Origin of the sequence: Aquamicrobium terrae (assembly GCF_040545735.1) — a bacterium.
GTDB classification, from domain to species: Bacteria; Pseudomonadota; Alphaproteobacteria; order Rhizobiales; family Rhizobiaceae; genus Mesorhizobium; species Mesorhizobium terrae_A.
On sequence record NZ_JBEPML010000024.1, the window covers coordinates 23,676 to 41,579 of the forward strand.

The following is a 17,904-nucleotide window of genomic DNA, read 5'->3' on the forward strand; positions in this document are numbered from 1 at the left end:
TCGGCGCTGCACGAAAATCCGCCTGAAGCGGCTGCCGGCCCTGCCGTCAGGACCGCGGATATCAACAAGATGACTGCACGCATCGCGACCTGCTCCCGAAACGGCGCATGATCGCCATCGAGGTCGACCGGTCAAGCCCGGCCTGAGCCAACGCAGATTCCCCGTCCGGCCGGTTGCCGCGCGAAAACGCCCCTCTATAGTGGCTCCGGTTGTTCATGACGGGCAGGACATGGCGGGCAGCGGACAGGCGCAGGGCGGGATAGGGCAGGAACGCATAGAGGCGCTGCGCGAGGGGGAAGCGGAAGTATTCCGCAAGGCCCGGCCGAAGACTGCCGCCAGGCTGGACAACGGCATTGCCGGCTTCCTCGACGGCGTGCCCATGCACTGGATGAAGGACTGGCCGACACCGTTCCCCATCCTGGTCGACCAGGCGCGCGGCGCCACCATCACCGATGTCGACGGCAACCGGCTGGACGATTTCTGCCTCGGCGACACCGGCTCCATGTTCGGCCACTCGCCGCCGCCGGTGGCGCGCGCCATACGCAGGCAGGCCGGACGCGGCCTCACCTACATGCTGCCTTCCGAAGACGCGCTGGCCGTCGGCCCGCTGTTGCAGGAGAAATTCGGCCTGCCCTTCTGGCAGATCGCCACCACGGCCACGGATGCCAACCGTTTCGCACTGCGCGTCGCGCGCGCCGTCACGGGCCGCAAAAAGATCCTCGTCTTCAACGGCTGCTATCATGGCGCGGTGGACGAGACCATGGTGCGGCTGAAGGGCGGCAAGCCGATCAACCGGCCGGGGCTGGCCGGGGAGTTCCGCGACCTGACGCGGGCGACGAAGATCGTGGAGTTCAATGACATTCCTGCCCTTGAGGCAGCCCTTGCCGACAGGGACGTCGCCTGCGTCATCACCGAGCCGGTGCTGACCAACTCCTGCATGGTGCTGCCCGATCCGGGCTTCCACGACGCCCTGCGCCGCCTGACCCGCGATGCCGGCACGCTGCTTCTGATCGACGAGACGCATACCATTTCGACCGGCCCCGGCGGCTACACGCGCGCCCATGGGCTCGAACCGGACCTGTTCGTGCTCGGCAAGCCTGTGGCCGGCGGCGTGCCCGCCAGCGTGTGGGGGATGAGCGAGGACGTTGCCTCGCGTTACGCCGATTACCGGCGCACCCATGAGCCCGGCTATTCCGGCATGGGCACCACGCTGTCGGCCAATCCGCTGCAATTCGCGGCCATGCGCGCCACGCTCGAAGAGGTGATGACGGCTGAGAATTACGCGCATATGGAGCATCTGGCGCGCCGTCTCGATGCGGGCCTTACAGCCGTCATCGACCGTTTCGGCCTGCCCTGGCATGTCGCACGGGTCGGCGCGCGCGTCGAGTTCATCTGTGCGTCCGGACCGCTGAGGAACGGCGGCGAGGCGGAAGCCGCCCACGCGCCGGGACTGGAAGCCGCCTTGCATGTCGCGCTCGTCAACCGCGGCGTGCTGATCGCGCCCTTCCACAACATGATGCTGATTTCCCCCGCCACGCGGCCCGCGCAGGTGAACCGGCTGATCACGGCCTTCGCCGACGTCGTGAGTCGGCTCAGCGATTGATCATCTTCCAGCCGTCGATTACCCCTTGCGGTCAGACGGCATTCCTTCTGGAGACCACCCACCATGACCTCCCCTTCGGGCTCGACGCCCGGCGAAGCCCAGGCCTTTCTCGACGCCCATCCGGAGGTCGAAGCCTTCGACATCGTGCTGACCGACGCCAACGGCGTCGGGCGCGGCAAGATCATCCGCCGGCATGAGCTGATGGGTCTCTACAAAAGCGGCCGGCACATGCCGATCTCGATCCTCGGCCTCGACATCACCGGCGAGGACGTGCACGAAACCGGGCTGATCTGGGATTCGGGCGACGGCGACCTGCGCGCATGGCCTCTCCCCGGCACGCTGGTGCCGCTCTACGGCACCAGTCCGGCGCGCGGACAGGTGCTGATGGCCATGCATCATCTCGACGGCGCGCCGATGAGCTCGGACCCGCGCCACGCGCTGGCGCGGCAGGTGGCGAAGCTGGCCGAGAAGGGCCTGCATCCGGCCGGCGCCTTCGAGCTGGAATTCTTTCTCCTCGCCAATGAACGCGACGCCGAGGGCAAGGTGCAGCCGGCCGGCGCGGTGCTGGACGGCCGCCGCTCGGCCAAGACGGAGGTCTATTCCGTCGACCATCTGCACGGCATGGAGCCGCTGTTTTCGGACATCTATGCGACCGCAAGGGAACAGGGCATTCCCGCCGAGACGGTGATCTCGGAATATGCGCCCGGTCAGTACGAGCTTACGCTCAACTACCGCAAGGACGTGCTCCGCGCCGCCGACGACCTGGTGATGCTGAAGCGCATCGTGCGGGCGCAGGCGCGCCGCCATGGCGTCACCGCCTGCTTCATGGCCAAGCCCATCGAGCAATATGCCGGCTCGGGCATGCATCTCCACGTTTCGCTGCTCGACCGCGACGAGCAGAACGCCTTCACCGAAAAGCCCGGCGAGACATGGTCGCCGCTATTGCTTCATGCGCTGGGCGGGCTTGCCGTCACCATGGCCGAATCCATGCTTGTGTTCGCGCCGCACGCCAATTCCTGGCGGCGCTTCGTCTCGCAATCCTATGCGCCGGTGGCGCCGACATGGGGCGTCAACAATCGCTCGGTAGCCTTGCGGGTGCCGGCGGGGGATGCGCGGAACCGCCGCATCGAACACCGGCCTTCCGGCGTCGATGCCAATCCCTATCTGGTCGCCGCAACGGTGCTGGCCGGCATTGCCAAGGGCATCGAGGAACAGCTCGACCCCGGCCCCGAGACGACCGGCAACGGCTATGAGGCCGACAGTGGCGACAGCACCATGCCGACCGACTGGCGCGCCGCAATCGACGCGGCGAAGGCTTCGGAGTTTTTACGCGGGGCGCTGGGGCCGGACCTGCACAACACCTTCACCGCCATCAAGCAGGCCGAGTATTTCCGTGTGGCGCGCACGGTGAGCGAACTCGACTACCACCTCTATTTGCACGAGGTGTGAGGCGAATTATGTAAGCATCCGCTTACTGAATTGGTTGGGGCAATTCATACTCCGGCAAAATTGCCCTCATCCCCCTGCCGGGACCCTCTCCCCGCTTGCGGGGAGAGGGAGAGGGGCTATTTCCGGCAAAACCTGAAATTCAACGCACCAATATGGCGCGCAGGTCGTTGACATTGGTGCCGGTCGGGCCGGGCACGAACAGATCGTCCACCGCATCGAACGCCGTCCAGGCATTGTTGGCGGCCAGCAGGGCGCGCGCATCGACGCCGGCGGCCCGCATGCGGCGCACCGTTTCGCCATCGCAGAAGGCGCCGGCATTGTCCTCGGAACCGTCGATGCCGTCGGTGTCGGCGGCCAGCGCATGGATGCCGTCGAAGCCGTCGATGCCGAGCGCGAAGGAAAGCAGGAACTCGGTGTTGCGGCCGCCCTTGCCCTTGGCGCGCAAGGTCACCGTGGTTTCGCCGCCAGACAGCAGCAGCACCGGTTTTTGGAAGGGCCGGTTGCGGGTGGCGATCTCGCGGGCGATGGCCGCGTGGACCGAACCCACCTCGCGCGCCTCGCCCTCGATGGAATCGGACAGGATGACGGCCTCGATGCCCAGCCGCTTCGCCTCCGCGGCGGCCGCCTCCAGCGAAACGGCGGCCGAAGCGATCAGCTTCACCTCGTTGCGGGCGAAGCGCTTATCGTCGGGGCGCGGCGCGTCGGCTTCCGGCGAGTTGAGATGCGCAATCACACGCTCCGGCAGCTCGATGCCGTAAGCCTCGATGGCCTTCAGCGCATCGGCGCGGCTGGCCGCGTCAGGCACCGTGGGGCCGGACGCCACCAGCGCCGGATTGTCGCCCGGAATGTCGGAGACGATCAGCGACACCACGCGGGCCGGATGAGCCGCCGCCGCGAGCCGCCCGCCCTTGATGGCCGAGACATGCTTGCGGATGGCGTTCATGACGGAGATCGGCGCGCCCGAGGCCAGAAGCGCCTCGTTGACGGCGATTTCGTCCTCCAGCGTCAGCGAACCGGCGGGGGCCGGCAGCAGCGCCGAGCCGCCGCCGCAAACCAGCGCCACCACGAGATCGTCCTCGCCGAGCCCCTCCACCTGCCGCAAGAGGCGCTGCCCGGCCTCCAGCCCGGCCTTGTCCGGCACTGGATGGGCCGCCTCGATCACCTCGATGCGCTTGGTCGGCGCGCCGTAGCCGTAGCGGGTGACGACAAGACCCTCGATGGGACCGTCCCAGACCTTCTCGAAGGCGGCCGCCATCTGCGCCGCGCCCTTGCCGGCGCCGATGACGATGGTGCGCCCCTTGGGCCGTTCCGGCAGATGATCGCGGATCGTCCGTTCCGGGTCCGCCGCAGCGACTGCCGCTTCGAAAATGGAGGTCAGGAAAGCCTTGGGCGCGAGGGTCATGCGTTCCTTCCTGTTTGAGGACACTGGCCTGTTTGAGGGCACGGCCTGTTTGAGGGCATGGGCACCCTTTGGACAGCTTGCCTTGTACAGTCAAGGGGCGGCGGCCTCAGGCGGCGACGATGCTCTTGGAAGGCTTGCCGGCGACATAGACCTCGCGCACGGCGCGGTCGTCGCCCAGCGTCTGCAATAGGAACAGCTCCTCGGCCAGGGACTTCACGGTCTCCATGCGCAGTTCCATGACCGGAGTGGCGCGGCTGTCCAGCACGATGATGTCGGCCTCGGTGCCGGCTTCCAGCGTGCCGACCCGGTCGGCGATGGACAGCGCCTCGGCATTGCCGCGCGTGATCTGCCAGAAGGACTGGAACGGGTTCAGCTTCTCGCCCTGCAGGGCGATCACCTTGTAACCCTCGTCCATGGTGCGCAGCATGGAATAGTTGGTGCCGCCGCCGACATCGGTCGCGGCCGCGATGCGCAGGGGCTTCTCGCGGCGGCGGAAGCGCTGATAGTCGAACAGGCCGGAACCGAGGAACAGGTTGGACGTCGGGCAGAATACAGCGACCGAACCGGTTTCCGAAATAATATCGGCCTCGCGCTCGGCAAGGTGGATCGAGTGGCCAAGCAGGGTGCGCGGCCCGAGCAGCCCATAATGTTCGTAGACGCCGGCATAGTCTTCGGCCTGCGGATAGAGTTCGCGGGTGAAGGCGATCTCGTCATGGTTCTCCGACAGGTGCGTCTGGATGTGCAGCTCGGGAAACTCCTTCGCCAGCGCGCCCGCCATCTCCATCTGCTCCGGCGTAGAGGTGATGGCGAAGCGCGGCGTGATGGCGTAGTGCTGGCGGCCCTTGCCGTGCCATTCGGCAATCAGCGCCTTGGTGTCGTCATAGCCGGACTGCGGCGTGTCGGTGAGTTCACCCGGCGCGTTGCGGTCCATCATCACCTTGCCGGCGATGTTGAGCATGTTCCGGTCATGCGATTCGGCGAAGAAGGCTTCCGCCGATTCCTTGTGCACCGAGCAATAGGCGGCGACCGTGGTGGTGCCGTTGCGGATCATCTCGTCGAGGAACAGGCGCGCGATGCGGCGGCCGTGCTGGGCGTTGAGGAACCTGGTTTCTTCCGGGAAGGTGTAGGTGTTCAGCCATTCCAGCAGTTCCGCGCCATAGGAGGCGATGATCTGCATCTGCGGGAAATGGGCGTGCGCGTCGATGAAGCCGGGAACCAGAAGATGCGGCCGGTGGTCGACCTTCGCCACACCCTCGCCGGCCTGCCTTTCGACATCCGCATAGGCGCCGGCGGCGACGATCTTGCCGCCCCTGAGAAGCAGGCCGCCGTCTTCCTCGTAGCTCCACGCGCCCTGGTCGTCGATCGCCTCAGGCCAGCGCACGAAGGAAAGCGTGCGTCCACGCAGCAGGGTATCGGTCATGGTATCGGTCCTCGCAGTCTCTTGCCGGCGATCGTCCGGCGCACGGGCGTAGCGGCTGCGGCTGTCGGAAGTGCCTGCCGCCGGAAGTGCGGTTATTGGCGCTTGTCCTCGAACCAGGCGGTGAGCAGCGCCCGCTCCTCTTCGGTCATCTGGGTCACGTTGGCGGGCGGCATGGCATGGCTCTTGCCGGCCTGCAGGTAGATCTCGCGGGCATGGGAGGCGATGGCCTCGTCGGTATCGAGAACCACGCCCTTGGGGGCGTGGTAGATGCCGTCATAGAACGGCTCCGATGCATGGCACATGGCGCAACGCCCCATCACCGTGTCGCGCACCGCCGGGAAATGGGTCGAGGCGATGTAGACCTCGCCGGTGGCGGAAGCCGCCTTCGACTCGCCGGTCAGCACCTTCGGCACGGTCGACAGCCAGATGATGATGACGAACAGGATGGCGGCGACCAGCCAGGTCCAGGTCGGGTTGCCCTTGCGGGCGTGGCCGGTGTTGAAATAGTGGCGGATCAGCACGCCGATGAGGAACACCAGCGAGGCGATGATCCAGTTGTACTGGGTACCGAACGCCAGCGGATAGTGGTTCGACAGCATCAGGAACAGCACGGGCAGCGTCAGGTAGTTGTTGTGCACCGAGCGCTGCTTGGCGATCTTGCCGTATTTCGGGTCCGGCTTGCGGCCGGCGATGAGGTCGGCGACGACCACCTTCTGGTTCGGAATGATGACCATGAAGACGTTGGCCGACATGATCGTGGCGGTGATGGCGCCAAGATGCAGGAAGGCGGCGCGGCCGGTGAACAGATGCGTCAGTCCCCAGGCGATGAACACCAAGATGACATAGAGGAAGATCATCAGGCCGGTGTCGCTCTTGCCGAGGAAGAGCTTGCACAGCGTGTCGTAGAACAGCCAGCCCACGCCGATGGTGGCCAGCGAAATGCCGATGCCGACCGGCACCGAGACGTCCAGAACGCTGGGATCGATGAGGAAGAGGTCGGCGCCGGCATAGTAGACAATGCACAGAAGCGCGAAGCCCGACAGCCAGGTGGCGTAGCTTTCCCACTTGAACCAGGTCAGGTGTTCCGGCATCGCCTCCGGCGCCACCAGATATTTCTGGATGTGGTAGAAACCGCCGCCGTGGACCTGCCACTCCTCGCCAAAGGCGCCGGCCGGCAGCCCGGGGCGCTGGCGCAGCCCCAGGTCGAGCGCGACGAAATAGAACGACGAACCAATCCAGGCGATGGCGGTGATGACATGCAGCCAACGCACCCCGAACGACAACCAATCCCAGAAAATCGCAAAATCCAGCATGCTCCACCCCTTGTCGGCAGAAAACGACTTTACGGACTCGTTCCCAAACGAAAAGAGGCCATTGGCCCGATGACTTTCAAAAAAATTTGGAAAATACTATTGTCCTTCGACGCAGCCACATACAGCCACGGAATCGCATGGCCTATCTCGACAATATTGCCGTCTTCGTTCGGGTCGTCGAACTGGGGAATTTGTCCGCGGCCGGCCGGGACATGCGCATTTCCCCCGCCGTCGCCTCCAACCGCATCAAGGAACTGGAGAAGCACCTTGGCGTGCGGCTGTTCAACCGCACGACGCGCCAGCTCATGCCGACCGAGCACGGCACCGTGTTCTACACCGGCGCCAAACAGATCCTGGAGGCGGTGGCGGAAGCCGAAGCCTCGGTCGCGACCCTGTCCGGCCAGCCGCGCGGCACCATCCGCGTCACCGCCCCGCTGGGCCTGGGACGACGGCTGGTTGCCTCCGGCATCCCCGAATTCCACGACAGATATCCCGATATCGAGGTTCGGCTGCGGCTTTCCGACCACAATGTCGATATCCTGAAAGAGGGCATCGACGTGGCGTTCCGGCTGGGGGTGATCGAGGATTCGTCGCTCAGGATGCGCGGCATCCTCGAATGCGAGCGGGTGCTGGTGGCCTCGCCCGAATATATCGAACGGCGCGGCGAGCCGGCCGATGTGCATGAACTGATCGAGAAGAAGCACGACTGCCTGATGCTGCGCTATCCGGGTTCCCGCGAGTTCTACTGGATCTTGCAGACGCCAACCGGCCCGCAGAAATTCGAGTTCCGCGGCCCCTATGACAGCGATGACGGCGATGTGCTGACCGGCTGGGCACTGGCCGGGCGCGGCATCGTCAACAAGCCACGCTTCGAGGTCGAGCCCTATCTGCGCGACGGGCGCCTGCGCGTGATCCTGCAACAGACGCCGCCGACGCCCGTCCAGCTTGCCGCCGTCTATCCGCACAAGAAGCTGCAGGACCCCAAGGTGCGCCTGCTGCTCGACTTCATGGCGGAGCGGTGCCAGCGGCTGATCCGCGAGGCGCTGTCGGCCAAATAGCCGCAGGGTGCTTGAGGAACCCATCTTGCAGGCGCACATTGTCGAACGAGGGGCACGGTTCCTGCCGCGCCGCTCGTCCAACCATCGAATGGAGTTTCCCCATGGCAACGATCCAGACCCGTAACGACCTGAAGTCCAACACGCGCGCGTCGTCCATCGAAGTGCTGAACGCGCGGCTGGCAGACGCCATCGACCTGGCACTGATCACCAAGCAGGCGCACTGGAACGTGAAGGGTCCGCAATTCATTGCCATCCACGAGATGCTCGACACTTTCCGCACCGAACTCGACGGCCATGTCGACACGATCGCGGAACGGGCGGCCCAGCTCGGCGGCACCGCGCTCGGCACCTCGCAGGTCGTCGCCCGGGACAGCACCCTCAAGCCCTATCCGACCGATATCCACAAGACGAAGGACCATCTCGCCGCGCTGATCGATGCCTATGCGGCCGCCGCCAAGGGCGCGCGCGACGCCATCGACGAGACCGACGAGGCGGGCGATGCCGACACGGCCGACATCTTCACCGGCTATTCGCGTTCGCTCGACAAGTTCCTGTGGTTCCTGGAATCCCACATCCAGGAAAAGGAATAAGCCCTCACCGTTAGAGTGTTTCCGCGTTCTTGAACCGCGGAATCACTCAACTCATTGTTTCGAGGAAATTTTCCGCGCCGCGCGCGTTTCGGAAACGCCCGGCCCCGCATGCGAAGCCAGCGCCGACATCATCTCGGCGGCGGCCAGCGCCGCGATCACCGGCGGTCGCTTGTCCTTCACCGCCTCGCCGCCGATGGGGGAAACCAGCCGGGCGAATTCCGCTGCCGTGCCGCCGGCCGTCTTCAGGAACCAGCTCCGGAAAGTGGCCTTCTTGGTTTTCGAGCCGATCATGCCGACATAGGCGGCATCGCCGCGCTTCAGCGCCTCGGCAACGATGAGGAAGTCCAGCGCGTGATCGTGGGTCAGCACGGCGAAGGCGGAGCCGGCGGGCGCCGCGCGCACCGCCTCTTCCGGAACCGGCGTCAGCAGCGTCTCGACGCCTGGCGCCACGCCTTCCAGCTCGTTCTCCCGCGTCTCGACCACCACGGCATGGACGGGCAGCAGGGCGACGGAAGCCGCCAGCGCCTTGCCGACATGGCCTCCTCCGAAAATGTAGAGATGCGGCAGCATCATCTCCTCCCGCTCGGCCGCGCCGACAAGAGCAGCCGCCAGGGCGGCATCGCCCGGCCGGATCGCCACTTCCACCCGGCCGCCGCAGCACTGGCCGATCTCCGGCCCGAGCGGCACGTCGAGCATGGTCGAGCCGTCACCGGATTTGCCGAGCACCTGCCGGGCCTTGTCGATGGCCATGTATTCGAGCTGGCCGCCGCCGATGGTGCCATAGCTGGACGCCGGCGACACCAGCATCCATGCCCCGGTCTCGCGGGGCGTGGAACCCTTCGTGCCGGCCACGCTGACCAGCGCGAAACGGCCGGCGCCGGCAAGGAAGGATTTCAGATCGTCAACGGTCGAGGCCATCTCATGCCTCCCAACACGTCTCAAGCCGGCAAAGCGACAAACCTTTCATGCCCATAAGATAGGTTCCCAACGCAGCTTGCGCTACTTTCCGGCCTGTGCCTTTAGCCGCTCCACCGCCATCAGCACGCGCTCCGGCGTGGCCGGGGCGTCGAGGCGCGGGCAGATCTTGTGATCCGCGACGCTGGCGATGGCATCCGACAAGGCGTGGAGCACGGACAGGCCGAGCGGCAGCGGCGGCTCGCCCACCGCCTTGGAGCGGTGGACGGTCGGCTCATAGGCCTCGGACCAGTCGGTCAGCGCCACGTTGAATACCTTGGGCCGGTCGGAGGCCAGCGGGATCTTGTAGGTGGAAGGCGCATGCGTGCGCAGGCGGCCCTTGTCGTCCCACCACAATTCCTCGGTGGTCAGCCAGCCCATGCCCTGGATGAAGCCGCCCTCGACCTGGCCGATGTCGATGGCCTTGTTCAGCGAACGGCCGGTATCGTGCAGGATGTCGGTGCGCTCGACCACATATTCGCCGGTCAGCGTGTCGACGGAGACTTCCGAGCAGGCCGCGCCATAGGCGTAGTAGTAGAAGGCGTGGCCACGGCCCTTGGCGCGGTCCCAGTGGATTTTCGGCGTCTTGTAGAATCCGGCCGCCGAAAGCTGGACGCGGTTCATGTAGGCCTGCTTGACCAGGTCGTTGAAGGGGATCTCCTCATTGCCGACCCGCACCCGGTTGGGCAGGAACACCACCTGTTCGCGCGGGATCTGGTGGGTTTCGGCGGCGAAGTCGATCAGCCGCTCCTTGATCTGGCGCGCCGCGTCCTGCGCCGCCATGCCGTTGAGGTCCGCGCCCGACGAGGCGGCGGTGGGCGAGGTGTTGGGCACCTTGGCCGTGGTGGTGGCGGTGATCTTCACCCGGTCGAGATCGATCTGGAATTCCTCGGCCACCACCTGCGCCACCTTGAGGTGCAGGCCCTGCCCCATCTCGGTGCCGCCATGGTTCATGTGCACCGAACCGTCGGTGTAGACATGAACCAGCGCACCGGCCTGGTTGGACTCCGTCTTGGTGAAGGAGATGCCGAATTTCACCGGCGTCAGCGCCAGGCCGCGCTTGACCACCGGGCTCGTGGCGTTGAACTCGGCAATCGCCTTGCGGCGGCCGGCATAGTCGGCGCTTTCCTCCAGCTCGGCCACGATGCGCTGGATGATGCAGTCCTCCACCTTCTGGTGGTAGGGGGTGAGGTTGCGCTCGCCCTTCACGCCCATCGCGTCGTAGAAGTTGAGCTTGCGGATTTCCAGCGGGTCCTTGCCGACGGCGAAGGCCACCTCGTCGATGACGCGCTCCGCGCCCACCATGCCCTGCGGGCCGCCGAAGCCGCGGAACGCCGTGTTCGACACGGTGTTGGTGTAGAGCGGCGCCGACTTGGCATGCACATGCGGGAAGAAATAGGCATTGTCGCAATGGAACAGCGCGCGGTCGCCCACCGGGCCGGAAAGGTCGGCGGAAAAGCCGGAGCGCAGCGCGAAGGTGTAGTCGATGCCGAGGATGCGGCCCTCGTCGTCGAAGCCGACATCGTAGTCGATGGCGAAGTCGTGCCGCTTGCCGGTGGCGGTCATGTCCTCGTCGCGGTCGAGGCGCAGCTTGACGGCGCGCTTGAGCTTCTTGGCGGCGATGGCGGCCAGCGCCGCGCACTGGTTGGCCTGGGTTTCCTTGCCGCCGAAGCCGCCGCCCATGCGGCGTACCTCCACCGTCACCGCATGGCTCGGCACGCCGAGCGCATGGGCAACCATGTGCTGGGTTTCGCTCGGCCCTTGCGTCGAGCAATAGACGATGATCTCGTCGTCCTCGCCCGGAATGGCCAGCGACACCTGCCCTTCGAGGTAGAAGTGGTCCTGCCCGCCAAGGCGCATGCGGCCCTTGACGCGGCGCGGCGCGCTGGCGAGCGCCGTCGCGGCATCGCCGCGCTTCAGCGTCAGCGGCGTGGTGACCTGCTTGTGGGTCGCGACGTCGAGGTCCCAGATGTCGATGACCGCAGGCAGTTCCTCATACTCGATCTTTGCCAGCCGGGCGGCACGGCGGGCCTGCTCGCGCGTCTCGGCGATGACGCAGAAGATCGGCTGGCCGTGGAACTCGACCTTGCCCTCGGCCAGCACCGGATCGTCATCCATGTAGGAAGGCGATATCTCGTTGACGCCGGGAACGTCCTCATAGGTGAGCACGTCGACGACGCCGGGCGCGGCGCGCACCGCCGACAGGTCCACCGACTTGATGATGCCATGCGCGACATTGGAGAGGCCGAGGCCGGCATGCAGCGTGCCGACCGGCTCGACCATGTCGTCGATATAGACGGCCGTGCCGGTGACGTGCTTGTGGGCGGAATCGTGGCGCTGCGTGGAATGGACGCCGCCGACGATCTTCTCGGCCTTCAGATTTGGTGCGTGCTTGGTCATGGGTCTTGCCTCCTCACCGCAAAAGCGCCGTTCAACCGGCTGCTAGGCTGCGGCATATCTCGACACGAGCACCGGCGCCTCGGCACCGGACGTTTCCAGGTAGAAACGGCGCAGAAGGTTCTTCGCCGCCAGCATACGATATTCGGCCGTGGCGCGCATATCGGTCAGCGGCGTGAAATCCTGCTCATAGGCCGGGATCGCGGCCTCCACCGTCGATTCCGTCCACGGCTTGCCGGTCAGGGCCGCTTCCACGGCGCTCGCCCGCTTCGGGGTTGCCGCCATGCCGCCATAGGCGATGCGGATCGCAGCGACCGTGCCGTCCCCGGCCAGTTCCAGATGGAAGGCGCCAAGGGTAGCGGTGATGTCCTCCTCGCGGCGCTTGGAAATCTTGTGCACGGCGTAGCGGATGCCTTCAGCCGGCACCGGCACCTGGACGGATTCCACGAACTCGCCCGGCTGCCGGTCCTGCTTGCCATAGGCGATGAAGAACTCTTCCAGCGGGATGGTGCGCCGCGTCGTGCCCTTGCACAGGGTCAGCGTCGAGCCCAGCGCGATCAGGGCCGGCGGCATGTCGCCGATGGGCGAGCCGTTGGCGATGTTGCCGCCGATGGTGCCCATGTTGCGCACCTGCTCGCCACCGATGCGGGCGATCAGCGCGCCGAGCGCCGGAATGCGCCGCGACAGGAAATCGAACGCCTCGCTGTAGGTGACGCCGGCGCCGATGGTGATGACGCCATCCTCGTCGCACATGGAGCGCAGTTCCTTCACGCCGCCGATGAACACGGTCGGCGAGATGTTGCGCATCATCTTGGTCACCCACAGGCCGACATCGGTCGAGCCGGCGACCACGGTGGCCTTGGGCTCCGCTTCCAGCACGGCACCCAGGTCGTCGACGCTCGCCGGAACGACGAAGCGCTGGCCGCCTTCGCCGATCTCGACGCGTGCGCCGTCATCAAGGGCCGCCAGCCGCGCCACGATCGACGCGCGCTCCTTCGCCAGCGGGTCCTCGGCCACCCGGCCGTAGCTGGAAATGGCGCGGGCGGAGCGGATGATCGCCTCATAGCCGGTGCAGCGGCAGAGATTGCCCTGCAGCGCCTTCTCGATCTCGAAATCGGACGGGGTCGGCGACTTCATCCACAGGCCGTAGAGCGACATGATGAAGCCCGGCGTGCAGAAGCCGCATTGCGAGCCATGGAAATCGACCATCGCCTGCTGCACCGGATGCAGCCTGCCCTCGTTCGGCGCCAGATGCTCCACGGTGACGACATGGCAGCAATCCAGCGACCCCATGAAGCGGATGCAGGCGTTGACGCCCTCATAGACGAGCTCGTCGCCCACCCGCTTGCCGACGAGCACCGTGCAGGCGCCGCAGTCGCCCTCGGCGCAGCCTTCCTTGGTGCCGCGCAGGTTCCGCGACAGGCGCAGCCAGTCCAGCAGGGTCATGTCGGGCGCGACCGAGGTCAGCACCACGTCGCGGTCGTTGAGAATGAAGCGAAGTTCGTTGCGGATTGCTGCGGCCATCACTCAGCTCCCCCGATAGGTGGAGTAACCATATGGCGAAATCAGCAGGGGCACGTGATAGTGCGTCTGTTCCGCCATGCCGAAACGGATCGGCACGACATCGAGAAAGGCCGGCTCGGAAAGCGCCACGCCCTGCCCGCGCAGATAATCGCCGGCGGCAAAGACCAGCTCGTATTCGCCGGCGCGGAATTCCTCGCCAGCGAGCAACGGCGCGTCGCACCGTCCGTCGGAATTGGTCACGACGGTCTTGAGCGCCGTGCGCTTGCCGCCTTCAATGCGAAACAGCTCGATGGAAAGACCCGCCGCGGGCCTCCCGGATGCCGTATCGAGCACGTGCGTCGTCAGACGGCCACCGGCTGCCTCAGCCTTTGCTCCCACTTGATCGCCTCCCGTTCAGGTACGTCGAATTTGCAGCCTCGGATTGTGCGCCATTTAACGGCGCGGCATAAGGGCTGCAGGCGGGAAACGGCCCAAAAACACTTTCAAATTTTTTGAGGGGAATGTCAGCCCTCCCCTTTCGATAATCTGTCATTCGCAATTGCCAGCCTGGAGCTATCGACGATGCGTTATGTGCGCGACATGCGTGGTTACGGAGCCAATCCACCCGATGCGGCCTGGCCCGGTGGCGCCCATGTGGCCGTGCAATTCGTGGTCAACTACGAGGAAGGCGGCGAGAACTGCATCCTCCACGGCGACAAGGCCTCGGAGGCCTTCCTGTCGGAGATCACGGGTGCTGCGCCATGGCCGGGCCTGCGCCATTGGAACATGGAATCCATCTACGAATACGGGGCCCGCGCCGGCTTCTGGCGCCTGCACCGCCTGTTCACCGGGGCACAGGTGCCGGTCACCGTCTACGGCGTCGCCTCCGCTCTCGCGCGCTCGCCCGACCAGGTGGCCGCCATGCAGGCCGCGGACTGGGAAATCGCCTCGCACGGCCTGAAGTGGATCGACTATCGCGACCATGACGAGGAGGCCGAGCGCACCGACATGATGGAGGCGATCCGGCTGCATACGGAAGTGGTGGGCGAACGGCCGAAGGGCATGTATCTGGGCCGCACTTCGGTCTGGTCGGTGCGGCTGGCGGCCGCCGAAGGCGGTTTCGACTATATTTCCGACACCTATGACGACGACCTGCCCTACTGGCTCGACCATGACGGCCATGGCAACGCCATCGCGCCGCAGCTCGTCATCCCCTACACGCTCGACGCCAACGACATGCGCTTCGCCATCCAGGCGGGCTTCTCCGAAGGCGAGCAGTTCTTCACCTATCTGAAGGACGCCTTCGACACGCTCTACGCCGAGGGCAAGGCCGGCAAGGCCAAGATGATGTCGATCGGCCTGCATTGCCGCCTGATCGGCCGTCCCGGGCGCGTGGCCGCGCTGAAGCGCTTCGTCGACTACGTCAAGAGCCACGACAAGGTGTGGCTGCCGCGCCGCGTCGACATCGCCCGCCACTGGAAGGAGCACCATCCCTACAAGGCCCCGGCGCTGCGCCCTTCGCGCATGGACGAGGCCAGCTTCGTCAAGGCCTTCGGCGGCATATTCGAGCACTCGCCGTGGATCGCCGAACGCGCCTGGAAGCTGGAGCTCGGCCCGGCCCACGACAGCGCCGGCGGACTGCACAACGCACTGTGCCGCGCCTTCCGGTCGGCCAGCGAGACGGAACGGCTCGGCGTGCTGACCGCCCACCCCGACCTTGCCGGCAAGCTGGCGCAGGCCAAGCGCCTCACCCCCGAATCGACCGCCGAACAGGCGTCGGTCGGGCTCGATGCGCTGACCGACGAGGAGCGCGAGGCCTTCACCCGCCTCAACACCGCCTATGTGGAGAAGTTCGGCTTCCCCTTCATCATCGCCGTGAAGGACAACACCAAGGCGACCATCCTCGACGCCTTCCGCAAGCGCATCGACAGCGACCGCGCCACCGAATTCGAAACGGCCTGCAAGCAGGTGGAACGCATCGCCCTGCTGCGGCTCAGAGACGTGCTGCCCCACTAGGAATCCAAGAATGGACATGACCGCCATGCCCGAACGCACCTATTATGCACCGCGCGGCGGCCTGCCGCCCCAGAGCGACCTGATCACGGACCGCGCCGTCTTCACCGAAGCCTATGCGGTGATCCCGCGGCGGGAATTCAGCGACATCGTCGCCAGCTATCTGCCGTTCTGGGACAAGACGCGGCTGTGGGTGATCGCCCGCCCGCTTTCCGGCTTCGCCGAAACCTTCTCCCAGTACATCATGGAAGTGCAGCCCGGCGGCGGCAGCGACCGGCCCGAACCCGATGCCGACGCCGAGGGCGTCCTGTTCGTGGTCGAGGGCGAGGTCACCGTGACGCTGGACGGCGAGGCGCACCGCCTCACCCCCGGCGGCTATGCCTTCCTGCCGCCGGCCAGCGGATGGACCTTGCGCAACGCGGGCGCCGCCACGGCCCGTTTCCACTGGATCCGCAAGGCCTACGAGTTCGTCGACGGGCTGGAGCCGCCGGAGCCGATCTTCGCCAACGAGAACGACATCGAGCCGGTCGCCATGCCCGACACGGACGGAAAATGGGCCACGACACGCTTCGTCGACCCGGCCGACATCCGCCACGACATGCATGTGACCATCGTCACCTTCAAGCCGGGCGGCATCATCCCCTTCCCCGAAACCCACGTCATGGAGCACGGGCTCTATGTGCTGGAAGGCCAGGCCGTCTACCGGCTCAACCAGGACTGGGTCGAGGTGCAGGCAGGCGACTACATGTGGCTGCGCGCCTTCTGCCCCCAGGCCTGCTATGCCGGCGGGCCCGGCAATTTCCGCTACCTGCTCTACAAGGACGTGAACCGGCACGCGGTGCTGGGCGGCTTCGGGAGGCAGACATGAGCGGCATCATCCTCGCACAGCCCCTGACGCGCGAAAGCTTCGCGCCCTTCGGCGACGTCATCGACACCGATGGCGACAACCATTTCCCGATCAATGCGGGAAAATGCGAACGCCACCACGCGCTGGCCCGCCCGGAAGTGGGCGGCGACAATGCCCATGTGCTGATCTCGATTGCCCGCGGCACTCCCTACAGCTTTCCCCTCACCCTCGCCATGGTCGAGCGCCACCCGCTCGGCAGCCAGGCCTTCATTCCCATGTCGCCGCGCCCCTTCGTAGTGGTGGTGTGCCCGGACGGGCCGGACGGGCCGGGCACCCCGCAGGCCTTCCTGACGGCACCGGGACAGGGCGTGAACTACCGCCGCAATGTGTGGCACGGCGTCCTGACGCCGGTGGGCGAGGAGCAGGACTTCGTCATCGTGGATCGCGGCGGCGACGGCTCCAACCTGGAGGAATTCTACTTCTCCCATCCCTATGAGGTTCGCCTGCCGGAGGGTTTCCAGCCATGAGCGACGTGTCCCTCATCGACCGCCTGCTCGATGTGATCGAGCACGACATCGTGCCGAAGACGGCAGCCGGCGTGGAGAAGGGAAACAAGCTTTTCGGCGCGGCGCTGCTGCGCAAGGCCGACCGTTCGCTGGTGCTGGCCGAAACCAACAACGAGGTCGAGAACCCGCTCTGGCACGGCGAGATGCACTGCCTGAAGCGTTTTTACGAGATGCCGAAGGCGGAGCGCGTCGATACGAAGGAGGCCATCTTCGTTTCCACCCACGAACCCTGCTCGCTGTGCCTGTCGGCCATCACCTGGGCCGGGTTCGACAATTTCTACTATCTGTTCAGCCACGAGGATTCACGCGACAGCTTCGCCATTCCCCACGACCTGAAGATCCTCAAGGAGGTCTTCACGCTCGAACCGGGCGGCTACAATGCCGAGAATGCCTACTGGAAAAGTTTTTCGATCCGCAAACTGGTGCGGGAAGCGCCCGAAGCCGAGCGCCGGCGGCTCGAACAACGCATAGCGGCGATTTCCGCCCGCTATGACGATCTTTCGGCGACCTACCAGGCCGGAAAGCACGAAAACGATATCCCGCTCAACTGAGCACTTTTCTATTTGCGACATTTCGAAGCGTGGTGACGCAGCCGGAATTTGACTGTTCCGGCTGCGAAATTTCGTTTGAGTACCGCCGATATCCACCTCAACACCGCTGAAAATGGCGTTTCTTGTCTGATTGCGACAAGTTCGCCGAACTTCTTAAAGCTCCGGCTTGTTCCAGCAGCGGCATGCAAATTACGCCAGCCCATGTCGCTTTCCGTCCGGTTCCGGCTTGACCTTGGCC

At 65.7% G+C, this 17,904-nt stretch carries 15 protein-coding genes; 8 read left to right on the forward strand and 7 right to left on the reverse strand.

From position 1 onward, the window contains the following. Positions 1–229: 229 nt before the first annotated feature. Both ABID37_RS23215 and ABID37_RS23220 read left to right on the forward strand, forming a co-directional pair. The gene (locus ABID37_RS23215) at positions 230–1,603 is read left to right on the forward strand and encodes an aspartate aminotransferase family protein (RefSeq protein WP_354199175.1); all 1,374 of its coding nucleotides are present in this window, start codon (positions 230–232) and stop codon (positions 1,601–1,603) included. 63 nt (positions 1,604–1,666) lie between these two features. Then, a complete protein-coding gene (locus ABID37_RS23220; protein WP_354199177.1) occupies positions 1,667–3,052 on the forward strand; it encodes a glutamine synthetase family protein in 1,386 nt (461 codons plus the stop codon). A 139-nt stretch (positions 3,053–3,191) separates the two neighbouring features. Here the strand turns inward: ABID37_RS23220 and ABID37_RS23225 are convergent, their stop codons facing one another. The 3 genes from ABID37_RS23225 to ABID37_RS23235 form a co-directional block, all read right to left on the reverse strand. Then, positions 3,192–4,454 carry a glycerate kinase type-2 family protein gene (locus ABID37_RS23225; protein WP_354199179.1) on the reverse strand — a complete coding sequence of 421 codons (1,263 nt, stop codon included), beginning with the start codon at positions 4,452–4,454 and terminating at the stop codon, positions 3,192–3,194. 106 nt (positions 4,455–4,560) lie between these two features. Then, the gene (guaD, locus tag ABID37_RS23230; RefSeq protein ID WP_354199181.1) at positions 4,561–5,874 is read right to left on the reverse strand and encodes a guanine deaminase; all 1,314 of its coding nucleotides are present in this window, start codon (positions 5,872–5,874) and stop codon (positions 4,561–4,563) included. Positions 5,875–5,966: 92 nt separating this feature from the next. Next, entirely contained in the window at positions 5,967–7,187 is a 1,221-nt protein-coding gene (locus ABID37_RS23235) for a urate hydroxylase PuuD (protein WP_354199183.1), read from the reverse strand. A 137-nt stretch (positions 7,188–7,324) separates the two neighbouring features. Between ABID37_RS23235 and ABID37_RS23240 the strand changes: the two genes are divergently transcribed. Next, entirely contained in the window at positions 7,325–8,245 is a 921-nt protein-coding gene (locus tag ABID37_RS23240; protein ID WP_354199185.1) for a LysR family transcriptional regulator, read from the forward strand. A gap of 101 nt (positions 8,246–8,346) precedes the next feature. After that, positions 8,347–8,835 (forward strand): DNA starvation/stationary phase protection protein Dps, encoded by a 489-nt coding sequence (gene dps / locus ABID37_RS23245; RefSeq protein WP_354199187.1) that lies wholly within the window; start codon positions 8,347–8,349, stop codon positions 8,833–8,835. Positions 8,836–8,886: 51 nt separating this feature from the next. Here the strand turns inward: dps and xdhC are convergent, their stop codons facing one another. The 4 genes from xdhC to uraH form a co-directional block, all read right to left on the reverse strand. Beyond that, positions 8,887–9,753, reverse strand: coding sequence for a xanthine dehydrogenase accessory protein XdhC (gene xdhC / locus ABID37_RS23250; protein ID WP_354199189.1), 867 nt, complete (start codon positions 9,751–9,753; stop codon positions 8,887–8,889). An 81-nt stretch (positions 9,754–9,834) separates the two neighbouring features. Next, the gene (gene xdhB, locus ABID37_RS23255; RefSeq protein ID WP_354199190.1) at positions 9,835–12,189 is read right to left on the reverse strand and encodes a xanthine dehydrogenase molybdopterin binding subunit; all 2,355 of its coding nucleotides are present in this window, start codon (positions 12,187–12,189) and stop codon (positions 9,835–9,837) included. Positions 12,190–12,231: 42 nt separating this feature from the next. After that, positions 12,232–13,710, reverse strand: a complete 1,479-nt coding sequence (gene xdhA / locus ABID37_RS23260) for a xanthine dehydrogenase small subunit (RefSeq protein ID WP_354199192.1) — start codon at positions 13,708–13,710, stop codon at positions 12,232–12,234. Positions 13,711–13,713: 3 nt separating this feature from the next. Further along, complete coding sequence (uraH, locus tag ABID37_RS23265; protein ID WP_354199194.1) at positions 13,714–14,088, reverse strand: hydroxyisourate hydrolase; 375 nt, start codon at positions 14,086–14,088, stop codon at positions 13,714–13,716. Between the two features lie 183 nt (positions 14,089–14,271). On the opposite strand from uraH, the gene puuE reads away from it, so the two are divergent. Genes puuE through ABID37_RS23285 form a run of 4 tightly spaced genes read left to right on the forward strand, consistent with a single transcriptional unit; the run spans position 14,272 to position 17,666 of the window. Next, a complete protein-coding gene (gene puuE, locus ABID37_RS23270) occupies positions 14,272–15,705 on the forward strand; it encodes an allantoinase PuuE (RefSeq protein ID WP_354199196.1) in 1,434 nt (477 codons plus the stop codon). A gap of 25 nt (positions 15,706–15,730) precedes the next feature. Next, on the forward strand, positions 15,731–16,570 hold the full coding sequence (locus ABID37_RS23275) for a bifunctional allantoicase/(S)-ureidoglycine aminohydrolase (protein WP_354199263.1): 840 nt from the start codon (positions 15,731–15,733) through the stop codon (positions 16,568–16,570). Continuing rightward, positions 16,567–17,076 (forward strand): ureidoglycolate lyase, encoded by a 510-nt coding sequence (locus ABID37_RS23280; RefSeq protein ID WP_354199198.1) that lies wholly within the window; start codon positions 16,567–16,569, stop codon positions 17,074–17,076. The genes ABID37_RS23275 and ABID37_RS23280 overlap by 4 nt, the downstream gene beginning before the upstream one ends. Beyond that, the gene (locus tag ABID37_RS23285) at positions 17,073–17,666 is read left to right on the forward strand and encodes a nucleoside deaminase (protein ID WP_354199200.1); all 594 of its coding nucleotides are present in this window, start codon (positions 17,073–17,075) and stop codon (positions 17,664–17,666) included. Before ABID37_RS23280 ends, ABID37_RS23285 begins: the two co-directional genes overlap by 4 nt. Positions 17,667–17,904 lie beyond the last annotated feature (238 nt).